The sequence below is a fragment of the Lacibacter sp. genome (assembly GCF_057361365.1).
In genome coordinates, this window is the sequence record NZ_JBMQSG010000007.1 from 243022 (window position 1) to 261221 (window position 18200).

At 41.6% G+C, this 18200-nt stretch carries 9 protein-coding genes; 4 read left to right on the top strand and 5 right to left on the bottom strand.

Features of this window, described 5'->3' with window-relative positions:
• Positions 1-36: 36 nt before the first annotated feature.
• Positions 37-594, bottom strand: a complete 558-nt coding sequence (locus tag ACO1QW_RS05810) for a 1-acyl-sn-glycerol-3-phosphate acyltransferase (protein ID WP_486256573.1) — start codon at positions 592-594, stop codon at positions 37-39.
• Between the two features lie 262 nt (positions 595-856).
• Here ACO1QW_RS05810 and ACO1QW_RS05815 point away from each other — a divergent pair, with 262 nt between their 5' ends.
• The gene (locus ACO1QW_RS05815) at positions 857-2716 is read left to right on the top strand and encodes a phosphoenolpyruvate carboxykinase (GTP) (RefSeq protein WP_486256574.1); all 1860 of its coding nucleotides are present in this window, start codon (positions 857-859) and stop codon (positions 2714-2716) included.
• A 51-nt stretch (positions 2717-2767) separates the two neighbouring features.
• Here the strand turns inward: ACO1QW_RS05815 and ACO1QW_RS05820 are convergent, their stop codons facing one another.
• Positions 2768-3085, bottom strand: coding sequence for a heavy metal-binding domain-containing protein (locus ACO1QW_RS05820; protein WP_486256576.1), 318 nt, complete (start codon positions 3083-3085; stop codon positions 2768-2770).
• Between the two features lie 117 nt (positions 3086-3202).
• Between ACO1QW_RS05820 and ACO1QW_RS05825 the strand changes: the two genes are divergently transcribed.
• From ACO1QW_RS05825 to ACO1QW_RS05835, 3 genes are all read left to right on the top strand, one after another.
• Positions 3203-4981, top strand: coding sequence for a tetratricopeptide repeat protein (locus ACO1QW_RS05825; RefSeq protein ID WP_486256578.1), 1779 nt, complete (start codon positions 3203-3205; stop codon positions 4979-4981).
• A gap of 694 nt (positions 4982-5675) precedes the next feature.
• Complete coding sequence (locus tag ACO1QW_RS05830) at positions 5676-10964, top strand: MopE-related protein (protein WP_486256580.1); 5289 nt, start codon at positions 5676-5678, stop codon at positions 10962-10964.
• Between the two features lie 150 nt (positions 10965-11114).
• Positions 11115-12368, top strand: a complete 1254-nt coding sequence (locus tag ACO1QW_RS05835) for a vWA domain-containing protein (RefSeq protein WP_486256581.1) — start codon at positions 11115-11117, stop codon at positions 12366-12368.
• A 34-nt stretch (positions 12369-12402) separates the two neighbouring features.
• On the opposite strand, the gene ACO1QW_RS05840 is transcribed toward ACO1QW_RS05835, so the two are convergent.
• The 3 genes from ACO1QW_RS05840 to ACO1QW_RS05850 all read right to left on the bottom strand — a co-directional run bounded on the left by ACO1QW_RS05840 (position 12403) and on the right by ACO1QW_RS05850 (position 18154).
• Complete coding sequence (locus tag ACO1QW_RS05840) at positions 12403-13911, bottom strand: pyridoxal phosphate-dependent decarboxylase family protein (RefSeq protein WP_486256583.1); 1509 nt, start codon at positions 13909-13911, stop codon at positions 12403-12405.
• Between the two features lie 170 nt (positions 13912-14081).
• Positions 14082-14846, bottom strand: coding sequence for a DUF3667 domain-containing protein (locus ACO1QW_RS05845; protein ID WP_486256585.1), 765 nt, complete (start codon positions 14844-14846; stop codon positions 14082-14084).
• A gap of 107 nt (positions 14847-14953) precedes the next feature.
• Positions 14954-18154, bottom strand: a complete 3201-nt coding sequence (locus ACO1QW_RS05850; protein WP_486256587.1) for a S41 family peptidase — start codon at positions 18152-18154, stop codon at positions 14954-14956.
• Between the last annotated feature and the right edge of the window lie 46 nt (positions 18155-18200).

Sequence of the window (18200 nt, forward strand, 5' to 3'; positions counted from 1 at the left end):
TTTTGCTTTGGTATGATGATGTAAATAAAAACGGAACTAAGACAAATGCCCCATACCTGCCTCTTTAGTTTTTCCTTCGATGGGTGCAAAAAAATCAACGATCTGTTTAAAATCTGCAGCTTCATCACTTGATGGATGAACGAGCGGACCATAGATCACTTGTTTATGTTTAAAATCAAAACCTACTAATAGAATTGGAACCTTTGCTTCTTTAGCAATATAATAAAATCCTGTACGCAGTTTTTCAACTTTTTTTCTTGTTCCCTCCGGGCTCATGGCTATACGAAAGACATCATGATCTTTAAACTTATCCGCTACCTGTTGCACCACACCATGCGGGGAAGAACGATCAACAGGTGTGCCGCCAACAGCACGAAAGAACCAACCAAAAGCACCATCAAACAATTCCTTTTTACCAAGAAAATAAGCTTCTTTAATAGGTGTAACATAACGTGCAGCAAGCCCAACAACAATATCCCATGCACTGGTGTGTGGTCCCACTGCAATCACCATTTTTTTAACTTCATCGGGAAACCTTCCGGTTATTTTCCAGCCATTCAATTTCCACCAAAGCGAAGTGATCCACCCAATCATACAACAGAATTTTGATAAGAAAAGGTAGGCTGAAAAACGGAAGCGGCAAAAAACTTTGGCAGACTGCAGTTCGGCGAAAAAATTTTCATGTTGATGATCAACTTTATTTTCAATCATGAGGTTTATTACTGATGATGGTCATTAAAAAGCAGCCAAAATTATACTCTTGCGTACTGAATGATACAGATTGGACAGCACACTTATATGCATCATTGCCAATCAATCTTAATATTTTTTACTTGCGGTTACTAAATCGAATATTATGTTTGTCGCATCAAAACCCCGCAAAAAAATGATCGCTCCTAACAAAACAGAACTAAAAGAATGGGTGAAGAAAATGCAAGAGCATTTTGAACCCGCAGAAGTACTGTGGTGCAACGGATCACAAGAAGAATACGATCAGCTTTGTCAGCAGCTTGTTGATAAAGGAACATTCATCCGTTTAAATTCAACAAAACGTCCTAACAGTTATGCCTGCTTCAGCGATCCAAGCGATGTGGCACGTGTAGAAGACAGAACGTTTATTTGCAGTACCCGTAAACAAGATGCAGGCCCCACCAATAACTGGATGGAACCTTCAGAAATGAAACATATCCTTGAAGACTTAACGAAGGGAAGTATGCATGGAAGAACAATGTATGTGATTCCGTTCTGTATGGGACCTGTTGGTTCTAAGTTCTCCCGTTACGGTGTGCAGATCACCGATAGTGAATATGTTGTTGTAAACATGCGCATCATGACACGCATGGGCGATGATGTGTTAAAACACATCAATGGCGAATGGGTAAAATGTTTACATACACTTGGCGCTCCGTTACAGGAAGGAGAGGTGGATGTGAAATGGCCTTGCAACCCAACTGTAAAATACATCTCACACTTTCCTGAAGAACGTTTGGTTATTTCATACGGAAGTGGATACGGTGGCAATGCCTTACTTGGAAAAAAATGTTTTGCATTACGTATTGCGTCTGTGCTTGGCCGTGACCAAGGTTGGTTAGCCGAACATATGTTGCTGCTGGGTGTAGAAAATCCGCAGAAAGAAAAAACATATGTTGCTGCCGCTTTCCCAAGTGCCTGCGGTAAAACAAATTTCGCCATGATGATTCCTCCAAAAGAAATGGACGGATGGAAAGTTACAACTGTTGGCGATGACATTGCTTGGATTCACAAAGGTGATAATGGACGTTTATATGCCATCAATCCTGAAGCAGGTTACTTTGGTGTAGCGCCGGGAACGAATGAAAAAACAAATCCGAATGCAATGGCAAGCATTAAGGCCAACACTATTTTCACCAATGTGGCTGTTACACCTGATGGTGATATTTGGTGGGAAGGAATGACAAAAGAAGTACCAGAAGGATTAATTGACTGGCATGGCAAACCTTATGATAAAAACAGTGGAAAACCTGCTGCACATCCTAACGCAAGATTTACAGCTCCTGCATATCAAAACCCGGCTATCGATGAGCATTGGGATAATCCGGAAGGTGTATATGTCGCTGCATTTATTTTTGGTGGAAGAAGAAGTACTGCTGTACCATTAGTGTATCAATCGTTTAACTGGAATTTTGGTGTTTATCTCGCAGCAACCATGGGTAGTGAAATGACTGCTGCTGCATTTGGCGAATTAGGCAAAGTAAGAAGAGATCCGTTTGCGATGCTGCCATTCCTTGGTTATCACATGGGCGATTATTTTAATCATTGGTTACAGTTTGGCCGTGACTTACCAAATGCACCACGCATTTTTGGTGTGAACTGGTTCCGCAAAAATGATAAAGGCGAATTTATGTGGCCGGGTTTTGGTGAAAATATGCGTGTGCTGAAATGGATCGTTGAACGTTGTAAAGGCGGAGCAAGTGCAGTTGAATGCCCGATAGGATGGAGGCCACGTTACCGTGATCTTACATGGGATGGGCTGGGCACTGATAAATTTGCACGTGAACAGTTCCATGAATTACAACACATCGATTCTGAATTATGGAAACAGGAATTGTTAGGTCATGAAGAGTTATTTGAAAAATTATATGACAGGCTTCCCAAAGAATTCTTATTCATGCGGCAGTTATTGCTGAGTGCATTATGGCGCTCACCCAATGAAGTGCTGGCACCTGAAAGGCATTAATAAAATAAAAAGAGCGGCTTCCCGAGCCGCTCTTTTTTTCATTAAAGATTTTTAAATTTTCACAGCAGTTCCGGTAGCTACAACCATGAGCATACTACCGCCGCTCCCCACTGTTTCAAAATCAAGATCAATACCCACCACGGCGTTGGCGCCAAGCTGCTGAGCTTTTTGTTGAAGTTCCACCAATGCATTTTGCCGGGCCTCCTCAATCACACGTTCATAAGTGCCGCTGCGGCCGCCCACAATATCACGGATGCCTGCAAACAGATCCTTAAAAATATTGGCACCAATAATGGCTTCAGATGTAACAATGCCAATGTATTGCTGAATGGGTTTGCCTTCTATGGTGGGTGTTGTAGTGAGTAGCATAGTTTTTTTTGTTTAAAGTTACAACGCTGTCGAAGGCTCTGCTTCATCTTATCAAAAAATCTTTCCGTTACACACAGCTTTCAGTGTTAGCATTTATTTTTTATATTGGCGATGCTTATGAATCGCTTAAAACCCCAATTGCTCCACATCTGCATTACTTTATCAGTTGCTATACATTCTGCAACTTATTCACAGGCGCAAGCTCCCGTAATAAATATTGCAACAATTGAAAAAATATTGAATGACCAATCCTTAGTCAACAGGGTTCGGTTAGATAGCCTTACAATGGAAATATACAACAGCGGAAATGCTCAAGCAATTCTCCGTGAACTTGAAGCAAAATCAACCAATTCTTTATCGAGAGCTTTTTTGTATGCAATAAAAGCCACAGTTGTTTACTTGGAAGATGTTCGGCCGGAACTGGAGAAAATGGAACCGAGACTCAGCGCCAATGCAAAACCCGTGATGATGAATTTATGGACAAAAGCAATGCAGGAGGCCTACATGTCGGGAGATGATCGGCTAATAGCATATATCAGCCTGTTATATGGGCAACGCTGCTTTACAATAAAGGAACTTGAGTTTGCAATGATGTACACCATCAATGGCCTGGAATTAAATGAGAAAATTGGGGTTGAAAATAAACCTATCGATTATTTGGTGGCTGGCGAATTACTGTATAAGATCAGGGAATACCGTGAAAGTGCGAAGTATAGTTTGAAGGCATTTAAAATATGGGAACAAGATACTAAGCAAAAAGACAGCTTACGTATGATGTGGACCAGCAATACAACAGCACTAGCGTATCATCGTATGCAACAATACGATTCAGCATTTATATGGTATGAGAAAGCTATGCAATTAGCTCAGGATTTAAAGTTAAACGTGTGGACGGGAATTGTAAGTGGTAATATGGGGCAGATTTATTTCGAGCAGAGACAATTTGACAAAGCTCTTTCTTTATTACATACAGATTATACCATCAGCAAAAAAAATGAGCTGTATGATAATGCAGCCAATTCTCTTCAGTGGACTGCCCGCACACAATTACAGATGGGTAACAAAACTGCGGCATTGCAACAGGTACGGGAAGCTTTTAGTTTACTCGCACACACGCCTGATATGCATTACCTGCGAAACGCATACTTTACGGCAACAGAAATTTTTAAAGCAATGGGCGAGTACGATAGCGCTTTTTATTATAACAAAAAGTACAGTGCTTTAAACGATTCATTGGAACGTGTGGTTGCATTAAGTGGTATCGCTGTTTCTAAGGCAAGAGCCAACGATGAAAAAAGCAGGTACAGTATTCAGTCGTTGCAAAAAGAAAAAGAAAAACAGTTGTTGCAACGTAACATACTCATCACAGCTATTATCCTCTTGGGAATTGTCGGTTTTCTGGCAACTACCAGGCAGCGGTTAAAAGCAAAGCTTCAGGTGGAACGTGTTGAATTGGAAAAAAAACAGATGGAGCAGGAAATTATTTTGGCCCGTGAGCAACTCACGATGTTTACGGAAAATATCGTGGAGAAAACAAGCCTTATAGAAAAACTGGAACAAAAAGTACAAAACAAAGAAGTTCCTGCCGAACAGCAGTTGTTGATAAATGAAATCAGTCAGCGTACTATACTAACGGAGGAGGACTGGATCAAATTTAAATCCCTCTTCGAAAAAATTTATCCATCCTTTTTTCAGCTGCTCAAACAAAGGTCTGTCGACATTACTGTTGCCGAACAACGCATGGCCGCACTCACCCGTCTTCAATTAACCACTAAACAAATGGCCGCCATGCTGGGTATTTCTGTCGACAGTGTACATAAAACACGACAACGCTTACGCCAGCGTCTTCAACTCGGCAACGATACCAACCTCGATGAATTCATCAGGACTGTTTAACCAAACTAACGGCACGGCATAGGTTAACATGAACAAGTCTTTAATTGTCAGTTATTTGTCCGGCTTCAAAGCAGCAATTGCACCTTTCTTTCCTTAATTTCATATTCCTGATCATTCATTCACTGATATAGTTACATGAGGTTTCCCAAAAACACATGTAAGCCACTTTGTTGAAAACAAGTAAACGGTTAAATCGTTTCATTGCCGTTCTAACTTGCATCTTACTTTTTCCTCATGTTGTTAAATCAACAATCAAGACCCATTATCTAATGGGTTTTCTTTTTTTACCGTTGTTGCAGTGGTCGCATGTATTGCACTGCTAACTCTGTCTGCCTCTACATGCACTTTCCTAAGCAATTGAAATCAAAGGCGCTTCGGTGCGTTGTCCGGTTCCTGTCCGGTACCATGTCAGCAATTTGTACTGCTGCCTGTCAGCCTTTTGTCGCTTCAAATACTTGCAACGCCCTTGCTGTACCGGGTACCTTACAGCCATAAATTTTTTCATTTGAAACTGCATGTATGAGAAAAAAGGATTGGACAATTATTCTGTTGATCATTACTGTCATGCTACTTATCCTTCTCGTGTATTTCATTTTCGAAAAAAGAATAGAATCTCTGCCTGATAGGATAAACTGATTTCTTCACCCTGCGTAAACATACCCCTCAACATTTCATAATCACCAAACCTAAATGTATGTACACTGGCAAACAAAACTGCGTTACAAATCATCTCCGGAATTTCGCTAGCCGCCATTTTTTTCTTTTACTGCTAGCCTTTAATGGCCTGTTTGTCATTGCAGGCATGCACACCCGCCACAGTTTAAGGGGTTTTAGAGAAGCTTCGGTAAAAAGCGCCTCTGATACACTAACTGATCTGAGGGTTAGCGCTATCAGTAAAGAACAAGTAACGCTTAGCTGGCGCAAATCAACAACTGCAAAAACCTATACGGTCACTTTATTTAAAAATGGAGTAAAAGAAAGAACTCTCACCACAAACGAAGCATATGTAAAAATAAAAAATCTGGAAGCAGGCGCCACTTACGAATGGCAGGTTAGCAACGGGATAAATACTTCAAGCCTGACCCGTAGCAAATTCACAACGCCTTTATCGAACGTGGGTCCCATAGGCCAAGTTGTGATAACCGACGGTGAAAATGGTGGTGGCGGAGGAGGTTGCACAAGTAGGTATTGGGTAATTGATGCGGATAACGATGGCTATTTTGTAGGTGATGTTTATTATCAATGTTCGGCGCCAAACAGTGCGTATGTAGAACGGGGAACTAAAATTGAAGGCGATTGCAATGACGATGATGCTTCTATAGTGGGGGCTTTTTGGGTATTAGATGCAGACAATGATGGTTATTACGTTGGTGACCCCACATTAGCTTGTTCGTCACCGGGAACTGGATATGTTGTAAAAGCTTCGCAGCAACCCGATGACTGTGATGATAGCAACGATGCAATACACCCGGGAGCACCCGAACTTTTTGACAACTTTGATAATGACTGCGACGAGTTGGTGGATGAAGATTTTAATACGTCCCTGCCACAATTGCCAACTTCTGTTTCAACGGTTATTCCGGGCTTCAAAGATTATTTAATACCGGCAAACGTCACTTCTGTAAGTGTTAATGTACAAGGAGCAAAAGGCGGAAGTTTTGGACTATTTAATCCCAAATTCAATATTGAATCTGCTGCTGGAAATGGAGGGTTGGGTGCAAAAATAAGTGCACGGTTTACTGTGTCTGCCGATTGTGAACAGGCATTGAAACCTGGTGGAACGCTCCGTTTTATAGTGGGGACAACGCCATCTAAAATTACACTCACCCAACAACTTCTTGGTGCACCTCCAGTAAATCTTGGGCAGGGTGGAGGCGGAGGATCTGCTGTGTTGTACAAAGCCTCCTCTATATCTGAATGGGTTGTGCTGGTAGTGGCCGGAGGCGGTGGAGGGGCTGCAACGATATTCACGGGAAATGATGCCACTCCTTCAAATGGCTTACCAGGTATAGCTCAGAATAATAATGCAAATACGGGAGTAAATACGGCTGGCGGACAGTCAGTATTTTATCTGCAACGTGGAGAAGAGGTAGGTAGAGAACCGGGTACAGTTATACGTATAACTTATTCGGGCGGTGGTGGAGGTATGTTGGGCGATGGAATGTTTGATTGCGCTGGGGGCAAAGGACTTGATGCCGGCGCCGATGGAGGTATTGCAGCTGTTTGTAATGGTGGTAAACAAGGCGGAGCCGGCTTTGGCGCAGGAGGTAGCGGTATCAATGGCGGCGGCGGAGGCGGTGGTTACAGTGGCGGGAACGGTGGCGCTATAGCAAACGGTGGGTTTGGTGCAGGAAGTTATACAAATAGTATTGCGGAGCTTGTTTCTTCACAGAACGGAACAAACGTAAATAATGGAATCATCTCCCTTACAACAAGCTCTACTCCAACTTCAATCTATTACCCCGATACAGATGGTGATGGCTATGGCGCCGGACAAGGCGAGATTTTTTGTTCAAACCCCGGAGTAGGTTATGCAACAAAGGGCGGCGACTGTGATGATACTAACGCAGCAATCACCTCCTCGCAAACATGGGTGCTGGATGCTGATGACGATGGCTACTATTTGGAAGAACCTGTCAACGCCTGCACATCACCAGGCAAAGGCTATAAATTGAAAATAAATCAGCAACCAGGCGATTGCAACGATGGGAATGCATCTTTTCATCCGGGGGCTATAGATGTCAACTGCGATGGTATTGATAATAATTGCGATGACATTGACGGGGATGGTAAAGACTGCTCTGGATGTGTTGTACCCACTTATTACAAGGATGCCGATGGCGATGGATTTGGTGACCCGAATATAATTAGTCAAAACTCTACCTGCACTTCTGCAGAACCTGGCTTTGTAGAAAATAATCTTGACTGCAATGATAGCGATGCTGGTATTACTACATCGCAAACATGGGTATTAGATAATGATACTGACGGGTACTACGTCGGGGAACCGATAAATGCATGTTCTTCACCAGGAAATGGGTATAAAATAAAAGCAGATCAACAACCCGGCGATTGTGATGATGCGGATGTTGAAAAAGGACTTCCAACAGTTTGGTACCTCGATGCCGATAAAGATGGATATGCTTCATCTTCCACAATATCATGCATATCTCCCGGCGAAAATTATTTCAGCAATGTGTTGCCATTGGGTGATTGTGATGATGGCAACCCCGAAATTAATCCTCAAACAAAATGGTATGTCGATGTTGACGGCGATGGTTATCCTCGTGCCGCTCCGGTTTATATTCAATGTAATAAGCCGTCATTTATGTATTTACCCTTCCTGTATTCTTCAGGTAAACTTGCGTCGGAACTGATCAGTCTGCTTCCCGATTGTGATGATCTCGATCCGACTGACAAGCCCCAGGTCTGGTACAAAGACTTTGACAATGATGGTTTCACTGATGGTACGAAAATCGAAAATTGTACAGGGCGACCTTTCGGCTACTACAAATCAAGCTTTGAACTGAGAAGTCCGGCATTGGATTGCAATGATAATGACGGGTTGATTAACCCTCAAACATTGTGGTTGAAAGATGAGGACAACGATGGATACCCCACTAATGAATCATTAAGACAATGTACCCAACCGGACGGTTATAAGCTGGCCTCCTTCTTCATTGGAAGAACGATGGATTGTGCTCCGTCCGACCCAACCCAATGGCGCTTAGGTACATTCTATGTGGATGCCGACAAAGACGGTTTAGGAACAGGCACACCCGTGCAGTTATGTTATGGTAACGGCACGCCAACTGGCTACGCAATAAACGCAAATGATTGTGATGATAAAGATCCGTTGAATAAACTGCTACAATTGAATTGTCAAGGCAATTCGTCAATCAATAGTTGTAAACTGGAAGATATAGCAATTGAAACAGGACTCACTTTCAGTACAACATGGGTTCAAATTAACGAACAACAATTGATAAGGGCCAATGGCAGTATTACGCCGGGAGCTTGTGTTGCCGCAACCATATTGTATCAGGATGTTCAGGATGCTTCAAGTACAAATCTTAAACAGGTTATTAAACGTACGTTCACTGTAACCGACATAAATGCTATATTTTTCAGTTGCACTCAAACCATCACGGTAGAAGATAAAACAGCACCCACTGTTTATGTAAACAATATCACAGTGCAGCTTGCAGCAAATGGAAAAGTAAGTATAACCCCTGCACAGATCAATAATAATTCAACCGATGCTTGTGGTATTGCATCGTACAGCTTAAGCAAAACTGAATTCACTTGTGCAAATGTTGGTTCTAATACAGTAACATTAACCGTAAAAGATCTAAACGGAAATGAAGCAAGTAAAACAGCAACCGTAATAGTAGAAGATAAAACAGCACCCACTGTTTATGTAAACAATATCACGGTTCAGCTTGCAGCAAATGGAAAAGTTAGTATAAGTCCTGCACAGATCAATAACAATTCAACCGATGCTTGTGGTATTGCATCGTATAGATTAAGTAAAACAGAATTCACCTGCGAAAATGTGGGCTCCAACACTGTAACCTTAACGGTGAAAGATGTAAACGGTAACGAAGGAACTGCTACCGCAGATGTCATCGTTGAAGATAAGATCAAACCTTTTATCACAAGTGTTGTAGCAAACCCTTCATCCTTATGGCCTCCAAACCATAAAATGAAACCGGTTACACTAACAACGGCAAGCACCGATAATTGTGGCACTCCCAATTGTAAGATCATCAGTGTTAGCAGTAACGAAGCATCTACTGGAACCGGTGATGGCGATATAGGCCCCGATTGGGAAATCACTGGTAACAACAGCGTCAATCTTCGTGCAGAGCGTGCGGGCTCAGGCAACGGAAGAATCTACACCATAACAGTTGAGTGTAAAGATGCGTCGGGTAATGCAACGCAGTCAACAACCAATGTCGTGGTTGCACACAATATCACTGCACCAATTAGTGGTTCATCGTATAAGATTGGTAGCACCGTAAACTTTGCAGGCACATTCTGGGATGTACAAGGCAACAGGCACACAGCCCGTTGGGTAATTGATGGCACAAACGTAACGGGTAAAGTAATGGCTGAACCAACTGGTTTGAAGAATGGAACGGTGGCCGGTAGTTATAAATTCAATGCGGCCGGCGTATACAAACTGCGTATGGAAGTAATTGATCAGAATGGAACTATTAGTTATGCAAATACCAATGGCGATGTGGATGCAATTGTAGTAATCTACGATCCCAATGGAGGCTACACATTTGGCGGAGGAAGTTTCAATATTCCGAACGGTAAAGTAAGCTATGGCTTCCAGAATAATTATTTCAAAACAGCAACAAACCCGAAAGGTGAAACACAATTGGAATTTAAAAACGGGGATTTTGAATTTAACGCACTAAATTTCGAATACCTGTCAGTTGCAGGTGCGAAAGCACAATTCAGAGGTTCCGGCAAAATAACAAACGGTCAGAGTGGTGTCAACTTCATTATGACGGTCATTGATGGCGCCATTGACAAAACCAATAATGATAAGATCAGGCTTAAGATCTTTAATAAGAATACAGGCGAGGTTTATTTCGACAATCAGCCTGGTGCTTCCGAGGCAGCTGATCCAACCACAGTGGTGAATTCCGGAAGTACAATTGTGATTGGCGGTACTGCAAAAGCCCGCACCGATGAAGAACCACAGGTAATAACAATGGCTCCCACTTTCGAAGTCACAACCGCACCAAACCCAAGCGACAGTTACTTCACCTTAACCGTGAAGAGCAGCAATAACAACGAACGCATATTAATGCGGGTGATTGATGAACTGGGCAGGGTAGTAGAGCAAAAAGAAAATGTAATGCCTGGCACTACGGTTCGTTTCGGCGATAAATATACCCCGAGTATTTACTTCGTGATGGTGCAGCAAGGAAAAAACAGCAAGGCCATAAAATTGATACGTCGATAATTTTATAGAAGGAATAAAGTGAGGCCGCCCGTAGAAAAGGGCGGCCTTTTATTTGGAAGTGAAAAACGTTTTCCTGTTAAAACAATGCAAACACTTTTTTTCATTTGTGCATTTTTGTAAATCCATGCATCCAACTGGAAAATCATCATTATGCAATCTTATCGTAAACCATTACTGGCTGCGGCAGTGGTACTGTCGGCTGTACTGATCGTGTCAGCATTTAACGGTCCTCAAAAAAGAATTCAGTCTCAAACCTCTGCCAAAACCCGGGAAATTCCTGTAGAAACTCTGCCTCCGACGCAGCCAACACAAACAGTTCCGGTGCAAAAAGAAATTCTTCCACCACCAACTACTGATCAAAAAATACAGGTTGCTATCCTGCTCGATGTAAGTAACAGCATGGATGGTTTGATCGACCAGGCTAAAGCACAACTCTGGACCATGGTGAATACGCTTGGGCGTGTGCATTGCGATAACAAGGCCAATCCAAAAATTGAAATTGCGTTGTATGAATATGGAAGTCCACGTAACGATGTGCGCAACGGTTATATTAAACAGATCAATAATTTTATTACCGATCTCGATTCGCTTTCAGAAAATCTGTTTGCCTTAACTACCAATGGCGGCGATGAATTTTGCGGTCATGTTATTTTTAAATCGGTTCAACAGTTGAAGTGGGATCCTAATCCTGATTCTTATAAAGTAGTATTTATTGCGGGTAACGAAAGTTTCCGGCAGGGAAATGTAAGTTTTACGCAAGCGTGTTCCGAAGCGAAAAGCAAAGGGGTGATCGTTAACACCATTTATTGCGGCGATCGTCAGCAGGGGATTCTTGAATACTGGAATCTTGTTGGCGAATGTGGTAATGGCAGTTTCAGCAACATTAACCAGGATCATAAGATCGAAGATATTGCTACGCCTTTTGATGATGAGATTTTTAAACTCAACGAAAAATTAAACAGCACTTATATCAGCTATGGATCAAGAGGGCAGGAGCTGTATGAAAAACAACAAAAGATGGATGTGGCGAATTCTGGGATGAGTAAAAAAGCTGCTATTAAACGTGCAGAAACAAAAAGCAATTCAAAAGTTTATAATAATGCTACATGGGATTTGGTTGATCTGGCCGACATGAACGAAAAAGAATTGGAAAAGATCGACAAGAAAACCTTGCCGGAAGATTTGAAAAATAAAACCACAGCCGAACTAAAAGTGATTGTTGCCGAAAAGCGCAAGGAACGAGTTGCTATTCAAACAAAAATTGTTGATTTAAATAAACAACGTCAGCAGTTTATTAATGATCAAAAAAATAAAACCAACGGCACAACTGTTACAACACTGGAATCAGAAGTGGAACGCATTATTAAAGAACAGGTAAAAAGGTTCAGGATGAAAGTTGAATAGATAGTTGTGTGTAATAATTGAAAATGAAGAACTATTAAAGTTGCATACTTGGTTCTTCATTTTTCATTTGTGCCTGCATCTTTCTTCCTTCTTTCACAATGATTTCAATAATTTCATGAATGTCTTTTTCCGATGTTCTGAAATTAACAATGCAACCACGTAAACAATATTTAGTTCCAATAACAGCGTTTGATAAGAATACTTCTCCGCCTTGTTGCAGATCGTTCAGTAATGCTTCATTCAGTTTATTTAAATACGTAGCAGTTACTTCACTGTAATTCTCGAAGTTTAAAGGAACATAACGAAGTGTAGTGATACTTAAGTTTTGTGTTACTGCTTCCAGTTCGGGATGTTGGCCGGCTAAATCAAACATCAGCTTTGATAGTTTAATATCATCTGCAATCATTTTAATATAACCACTGCGGCCCACCTGTTGTAACATCATCCAAACTTTCAACGCCCGGAAACCCCGTGAGTTTTGCAACCCATACTCATAAAAGTTTTGTGTGAGTGCTTCATCATTATTTCCAAAATTATAATATACAGGATGTGAACTGTAGGTATCAATCAAATGGTTGGGGTCTTTCACCAATGTGCAACCTGCTTCCAATGGACTGTATAGCCATTTATGCGGATCAAGCGCAATCGAATCGGCATCTTCAATGCCGGCAAATAAATCTTTCTGTTCAGGAATAACGGCAGCAGGTATACCATAGGCTCCATCAATATGAAACCATAGATCATATTTTTTGCAAATAACGGCAATGCCTTTCAGATCATCTACCACACCTGTGCTTACATCACCTGCTGTACCTACTACCATAAATGGTTTCTTGCCATTTTTCAGATCAGCTTCTATTGTTTCAATCAACACACCGTTATTCATTTTATTATTTTCATCGGTAGCTATCCAGCGGATTGCATTCATACCATGTCCAAATAACACAGCTGCTTTTTCAATCCATGTATGTGTTGTCTTCGGGCAATACAAAACCATATCTGCACCGGCTTTTGCAAGACCGTCTTGTTTTAAATTTTTAGGAGCCTTGGCTGTGCGTGCGGCAAGAAAAGCCGTGAAGTTGGCCATGTTTCCACCACTCACCAACACACCGCCATACGCTGGAGAAACGCCAATCAGCTCCGCTAACCATTTCACCGTTTGTTTTTCAATAGCAGTTGCCATTGGGCTCAGGATGTTTGCACCAACATTCGGATTAACGCTTGCTGCAAGTAAATCTGCAAGTGCTCCGATGGGTGCAGCAGATGCCGTGATATAACCCATGAATTTCGGATGTCCATTGAGCAGTGAATGATTCATCATCAGTTCAGCTGCTCTTTCAAGTAAAGCAGAGGCATTTGTTCCTTGCTCTGGTAATGAAGCAGTGCCTAATAGTTGTTGGATCTGTTGAGGTGTTTCACCTGTGGTGACAGGTTTTTGATCAATGCTATGGATGAATTCAGCTATGCTGTCAATTAATTTATAGCCCATTTGTTTGAACTCTTCCCTGTTCATTTCAATGGCTGCATTACGGTTCGTTGTCATAAGCAAATGTTTTGATTCCGGTAACTGGTTATTGCCGTTAGGCATTGTTACTTTTAACTGATTGAGCGAACAATCAATCATTCAAGTTAATTCATTTGCATGGAGCCGCAAGCATATGTTTAACGACGAAGAATAAGTTGCTTCGGGGAAAATTACAGGCTGAAGTTTTTTTATCTCAACAGTAAATAGATAAATATCATCACAGCCGAAAGCACCGACTGTATAATGTATGAGCAAATAAATACAGCAAGCGAAAACAATATTGATTTGATCCAGGATAGCCCATAAAACTGTTTATAACTGATGGCAAAGCTGAACAGGATAACAAAGAGCGAAAGAATGGATAAGGAGATAAAATAGTTGTTGTTTGAACTGATGAGCATAAGCAGCGTTGTAAACACTGCAAACGTATTGCTTTGCGCACTGCTGGCAGCATGAAGGACAATATTCTCAGCATAGTTTCTTTTTCTGCGTTTGCCCATAAATAACCAACTGAAAAAAGCAAAGAGTGGTATCAATACCAGTTGAAATATGTTATTGTATTTCTGAAGAAAAGCTGCCACTGATTGTTGCACCTTCACAAGCTCTGAACCCTGTATGGCAGCACTGTTTGCCTTGTTCATGGTTACAAGGGTTTTTTCAATGAGGTGCGTTTGTGAAACAAGAAAAGTAGTGATACCGACAATAATCAGGAGGTATTGAAATAAGTTGAAATAGCGTTTGCGTCTTCCTTCTACCAGGTCAAGCGCAATAGTACCCGGTTTCTTCATGATATTCCATGCGAAGGAAAAAATCCCTTTATCCGCATGAGTGAACACATGCACCAATTCATGAAATACATGCGATACGGAATAGCGATGTACTTCTTTTTGACCACAGTTATTACAGAAATGACCGTTGTACTGGGTGTTGCAGTTAAGGCAGAGATGTTGCATGGTTTTGATTGTGGCGCAATATTATGTTTTTGATTTGACAGAAACAACAACGCCACTGCAAGCATTGCAATGGCGTTGTTTCGTACATCTAACTTCTTAGCTCGTACTTATTTAGTTTCTTTCATCAATTCTTTCACCGCTGTTTCCAATTGCTGATCATTACCCGTACTTACTTTTTCATTTTCAGGTTTCACTTTAATGTCGGGTTCTGTTTGTGCATTTTCAAGATACTTACCATTGCTGTCTTTACAACCAACAGTTGGCGCACCCCAACGGATGCCGGTATCCATCAAACCTTCCCATGCAGCAAATGAACAGGTGCCAGGCACCGGCATACCCACCAGTTTACCCACGCCCACTTCTTTCACCATGTAAGCATAACAATGTCCATCACTATAGTTGCCTTCATTAGCCAATGAAATGCTTGGCTTGGTCCAGCGGAAGTTTGGTTCAAAACCATTGCTGCGTGTATCCGTGGAATAGTCCATAAACTTTTTACCACTCAGGAACATCGCCAAATCAGCAACAAGATCACCACCACCATTGTTACGGGTGTCAACCACAATTCCTTTTTTCTGGAAATGTCTACCCATGATATCTTCATAAGTTGTACGGAACGCACCATCGTTCATGCCGGGAATGTGTACATAGCCCAATGTGCCGTTACTCATTTTATCTACTTCATCAACATTGCGTTTTACCCAACGTGCATATAACAAACGATTTTCTTCGCCCAGTGAAATAGGTTTAATGATGAGTTCACGTTTTGTATTTCCTTCAACTAACACTACCAATGTATTTTTACCGGCTTTACGGTTGAGGTATTGTGCAATATCTTTATCGGGTGTGATGATCTCGCCATCAATTGATTCAATGATGCTTCCTGCTTTTACGTTCATGCCCGATTTATCGAGCGGACCATCTTTAATCACTTCAAGAATTTTAATACCATTTCCTTTATGTGTAAAATCGTAGAAGATGCCCAGTGCAGCAGTAGCATCAGCATTCGGGTTAGGAGCGCCACCATATGCAGCACCACTATGGCTCACATTTAATTCACCAAGCAACTCGCTCAGTAACTCAGCCATTTCATAGTTGTTACCAATATCAGGTAAATGTTTTTCGTAATCAGGCCTGTAGCTATCCCAATCAATACCATGGAATGATTGCGTGTAGAATGTATTTTTCGTTCTTCGCCAAACATGATCAAACTGGTAAGCACGTTCTTTCAAACCATCTACCATCATTTCGCCATTGATGCTGATACGATCCTGTTTTGTACTTACGGGATCTATCTTTACAAATCCACCATCAGTATTCAGGAAAATATTTTTTTGATCTTTATCCCACACCATGTTGGCGAAACCTGCGTTCAACGGCAACAACATTCTTGTTTCCCGAGTGCGCAGGTTCGTGGTCCATAAATTCATACCACGTTCAAAGCGGGCAAGGTAATAAAGTGTTTCACCATCCTTACTCACCAATGCATCGCCCATTGCCGAAGAATGAATGGTGAGTTTTGCTTTACGTTCAGTTAAACCATCCCATTCAATTATTACGCTGTCTTTTGCAGGCGTTTTCTTTTTGCTTGTATCTGCTTTTGTTTTGTTCTCTTCAGTTTCTTTCAACAACGCTGCATCTTCTTTACTCAGTTTAAAACGATCGAATGCATCTTGTGTAAAGAACATTGCATATGCATCGGATTGTGAACCACCTGCCATTGCTGCTCCACGCAAACCATCACGGTTGCTGAACCATAACATCGCTTTGCCTCCATTGATCCATTTAGCATTGTAGTCGCCAAAACCGCTTTTTGTAAGGTTTTCAACCTTCTTGCCATCGGCACTTACAATACCCACTTCGCCAACAGCACTACCGGGCATTGCATAATCAAACAACAACCATTTACCATCGGGGCTCCATTGGAAATACTGATCATTTTCGGTCCATGCAAACAAATGATCACCTGTTAAAATGGTACGGCTTTGTTTTGAGGCAATATTGTAAATGCGGAGTTGATTACGGTTTTCAATGAACGCAATTTCTTTTCCGTCGGGAGAATAAGAAGGTTGTGTGTTGGTATTTTTATTTTCAAGAACAGGCTTTTCTTTCAACACTGTTGATGCATAGAAATACGGTTCTTCTTTTCGTTCCATTCTTGTTTCATAAATACTCCACTTGCCATCACGTTCGCTGCAATAGATAATGCTTTTACCATCGGGTGCAAATTGTACACTTGTTTCAGCTTCGGGTGTATTAGTTATACGTTTGGTGATACCACCTTCAACACTTGTTACAAACACTTCACCACGATAAACAAATGCAATTTCTTTTCCGTTTGATGAAAGACTCATACCGCCGCCTGTGGCCACACGATAAACCTGCTCCCTGTTATTGCGTACATCAGCTAAAATGTTCACGCTTATTTTTTGTGCCGATGATCCGGGCTTCATGGTATAAATGCCGCCATCATAACTGTAACAAAGCAAACCATCGTTACTGCTGCTGAGGAAACGGACAGGATGTTTTTTATACGATGAAAGTTTTTCCGATTTACCGCCGCTCACATTCATCTTATGAATATTGAACGATCCGCTTTCTTCACTCAGGTAATAAAAACCACTTTCATCTTGAGTAAACACGGGACTTCTGTCTTCACCGTTAAAGGAAGTAATCTGCTTATGCGTATTGTTTTTGAAATCATAAACAACAATATCTCTTGTTACTGCAGATGTGTGATGTTTGCGCCAGATATTTTCACCACCCACTTTGTTATGATAAATGAGTTTGCTGCCATCCTTGCTGAACTTTACATCTTCAGCAGGCGTGGTAAACAGTTGTGCAACTCTTCCACCATTAATAGAAACGCTATATAGCTCTGTCATATAGCCCGCAGGAAATTGACGGTTGGTAGGCAAATCCATTCTTGCGCCGCCAAATACCACAGCTTTACCATCGTTGGTGAAACTGTAAGGATATTCAGCAGATGAATGATAAGTGAGGCGTTTTGCTTCGCCACCTTCAACAGGAATTACAAATACATCAAAATTACCATAACGATCGCTGGCAAAAGCAATGCTCTTGCTATCCTTGCTCCACACCGGCATAAAGTCGTGTGCATCGTGCATGGTTAAAGGACTGGCCGTGCCGCCGCTGGCTGCAACTTTGTACAGATCGCCTTTGTAAGTGAACACGATTGTTTTTCCATCGGGCGAAATGGAAGGGTAACGCAACCAGGTTGGTGACTGGGCAAAAGAGGTAACGCTGAAGCATGCAGCTATCATTACCGACAAAAAGATTTTCTTCATACTTGAATTATTGTGGAGTTTTAAAGATAAAATGAAAACAGAACGG

What these genes read in the sequence shown, in the direction of transcription:
- ACO1QW_RS05845 (WP_486256585.1), bottom strand. Translation starts at nt 14,846, where the DNA reads ATGCAACATCTCTGCCTTAACTGCAACACCCAGTACAACGGTCATTTC.
- ACO1QW_RS05815 (WP_486256574.1), top strand. Translation starts at nt 857, where the DNA reads ATGTTTGTCGCATCAAAACCCCGCAAAAAAATGATCGCTCCTAACAAA.
- ACO1QW_RS05810 (WP_486256573.1), bottom strand. Translation starts at nt 594, where the DNA reads ATGATTGGGTGGATCACTTCGCTTTGGTGGAAATTGAATGGCTGGAAA.
- ACO1QW_RS05825 (WP_486256578.1), top strand. Translation starts at nt 3,203, where the DNA reads ATGAATCGCTTAAAACCCCAATTGCTCCACATCTGCATTACTTTATCA.
- ACO1QW_RS05830 (WP_486256580.1), top strand. Translation starts at nt 5,676, where the DNA reads ATGTACACTGGCAAACAAAACTGCGTTACAAATCATCTCCGGAATTTC.
- ACO1QW_RS05835 (WP_486256581.1), top strand. Translation starts at nt 11,115, where the DNA reads ATGCAATCTTATCGTAAACCATTACTGGCTGCGGCAGTGGTACTGTCG.
- ACO1QW_RS05820 (WP_486256576.1), bottom strand. Translation starts at nt 3,085, where the DNA reads ATGCTACTCACTACAACACCCACCATAGAAGGCAAACCCATTCAGCAA.
- ACO1QW_RS05840 (WP_486256583.1), bottom strand. Translation starts at nt 13,911, where the DNA reads ATGACAACGAACCGTAATGCAGCCATTGAAATGAACAGGGAAGAGTTC.
- ACO1QW_RS05850 (WP_486256587.1), bottom strand. Translation starts at nt 18,154, where the DNA reads ATGAAGAAAATCTTTTTGTCGGTAATGATAGCTGCATGCTTCAGCGTT.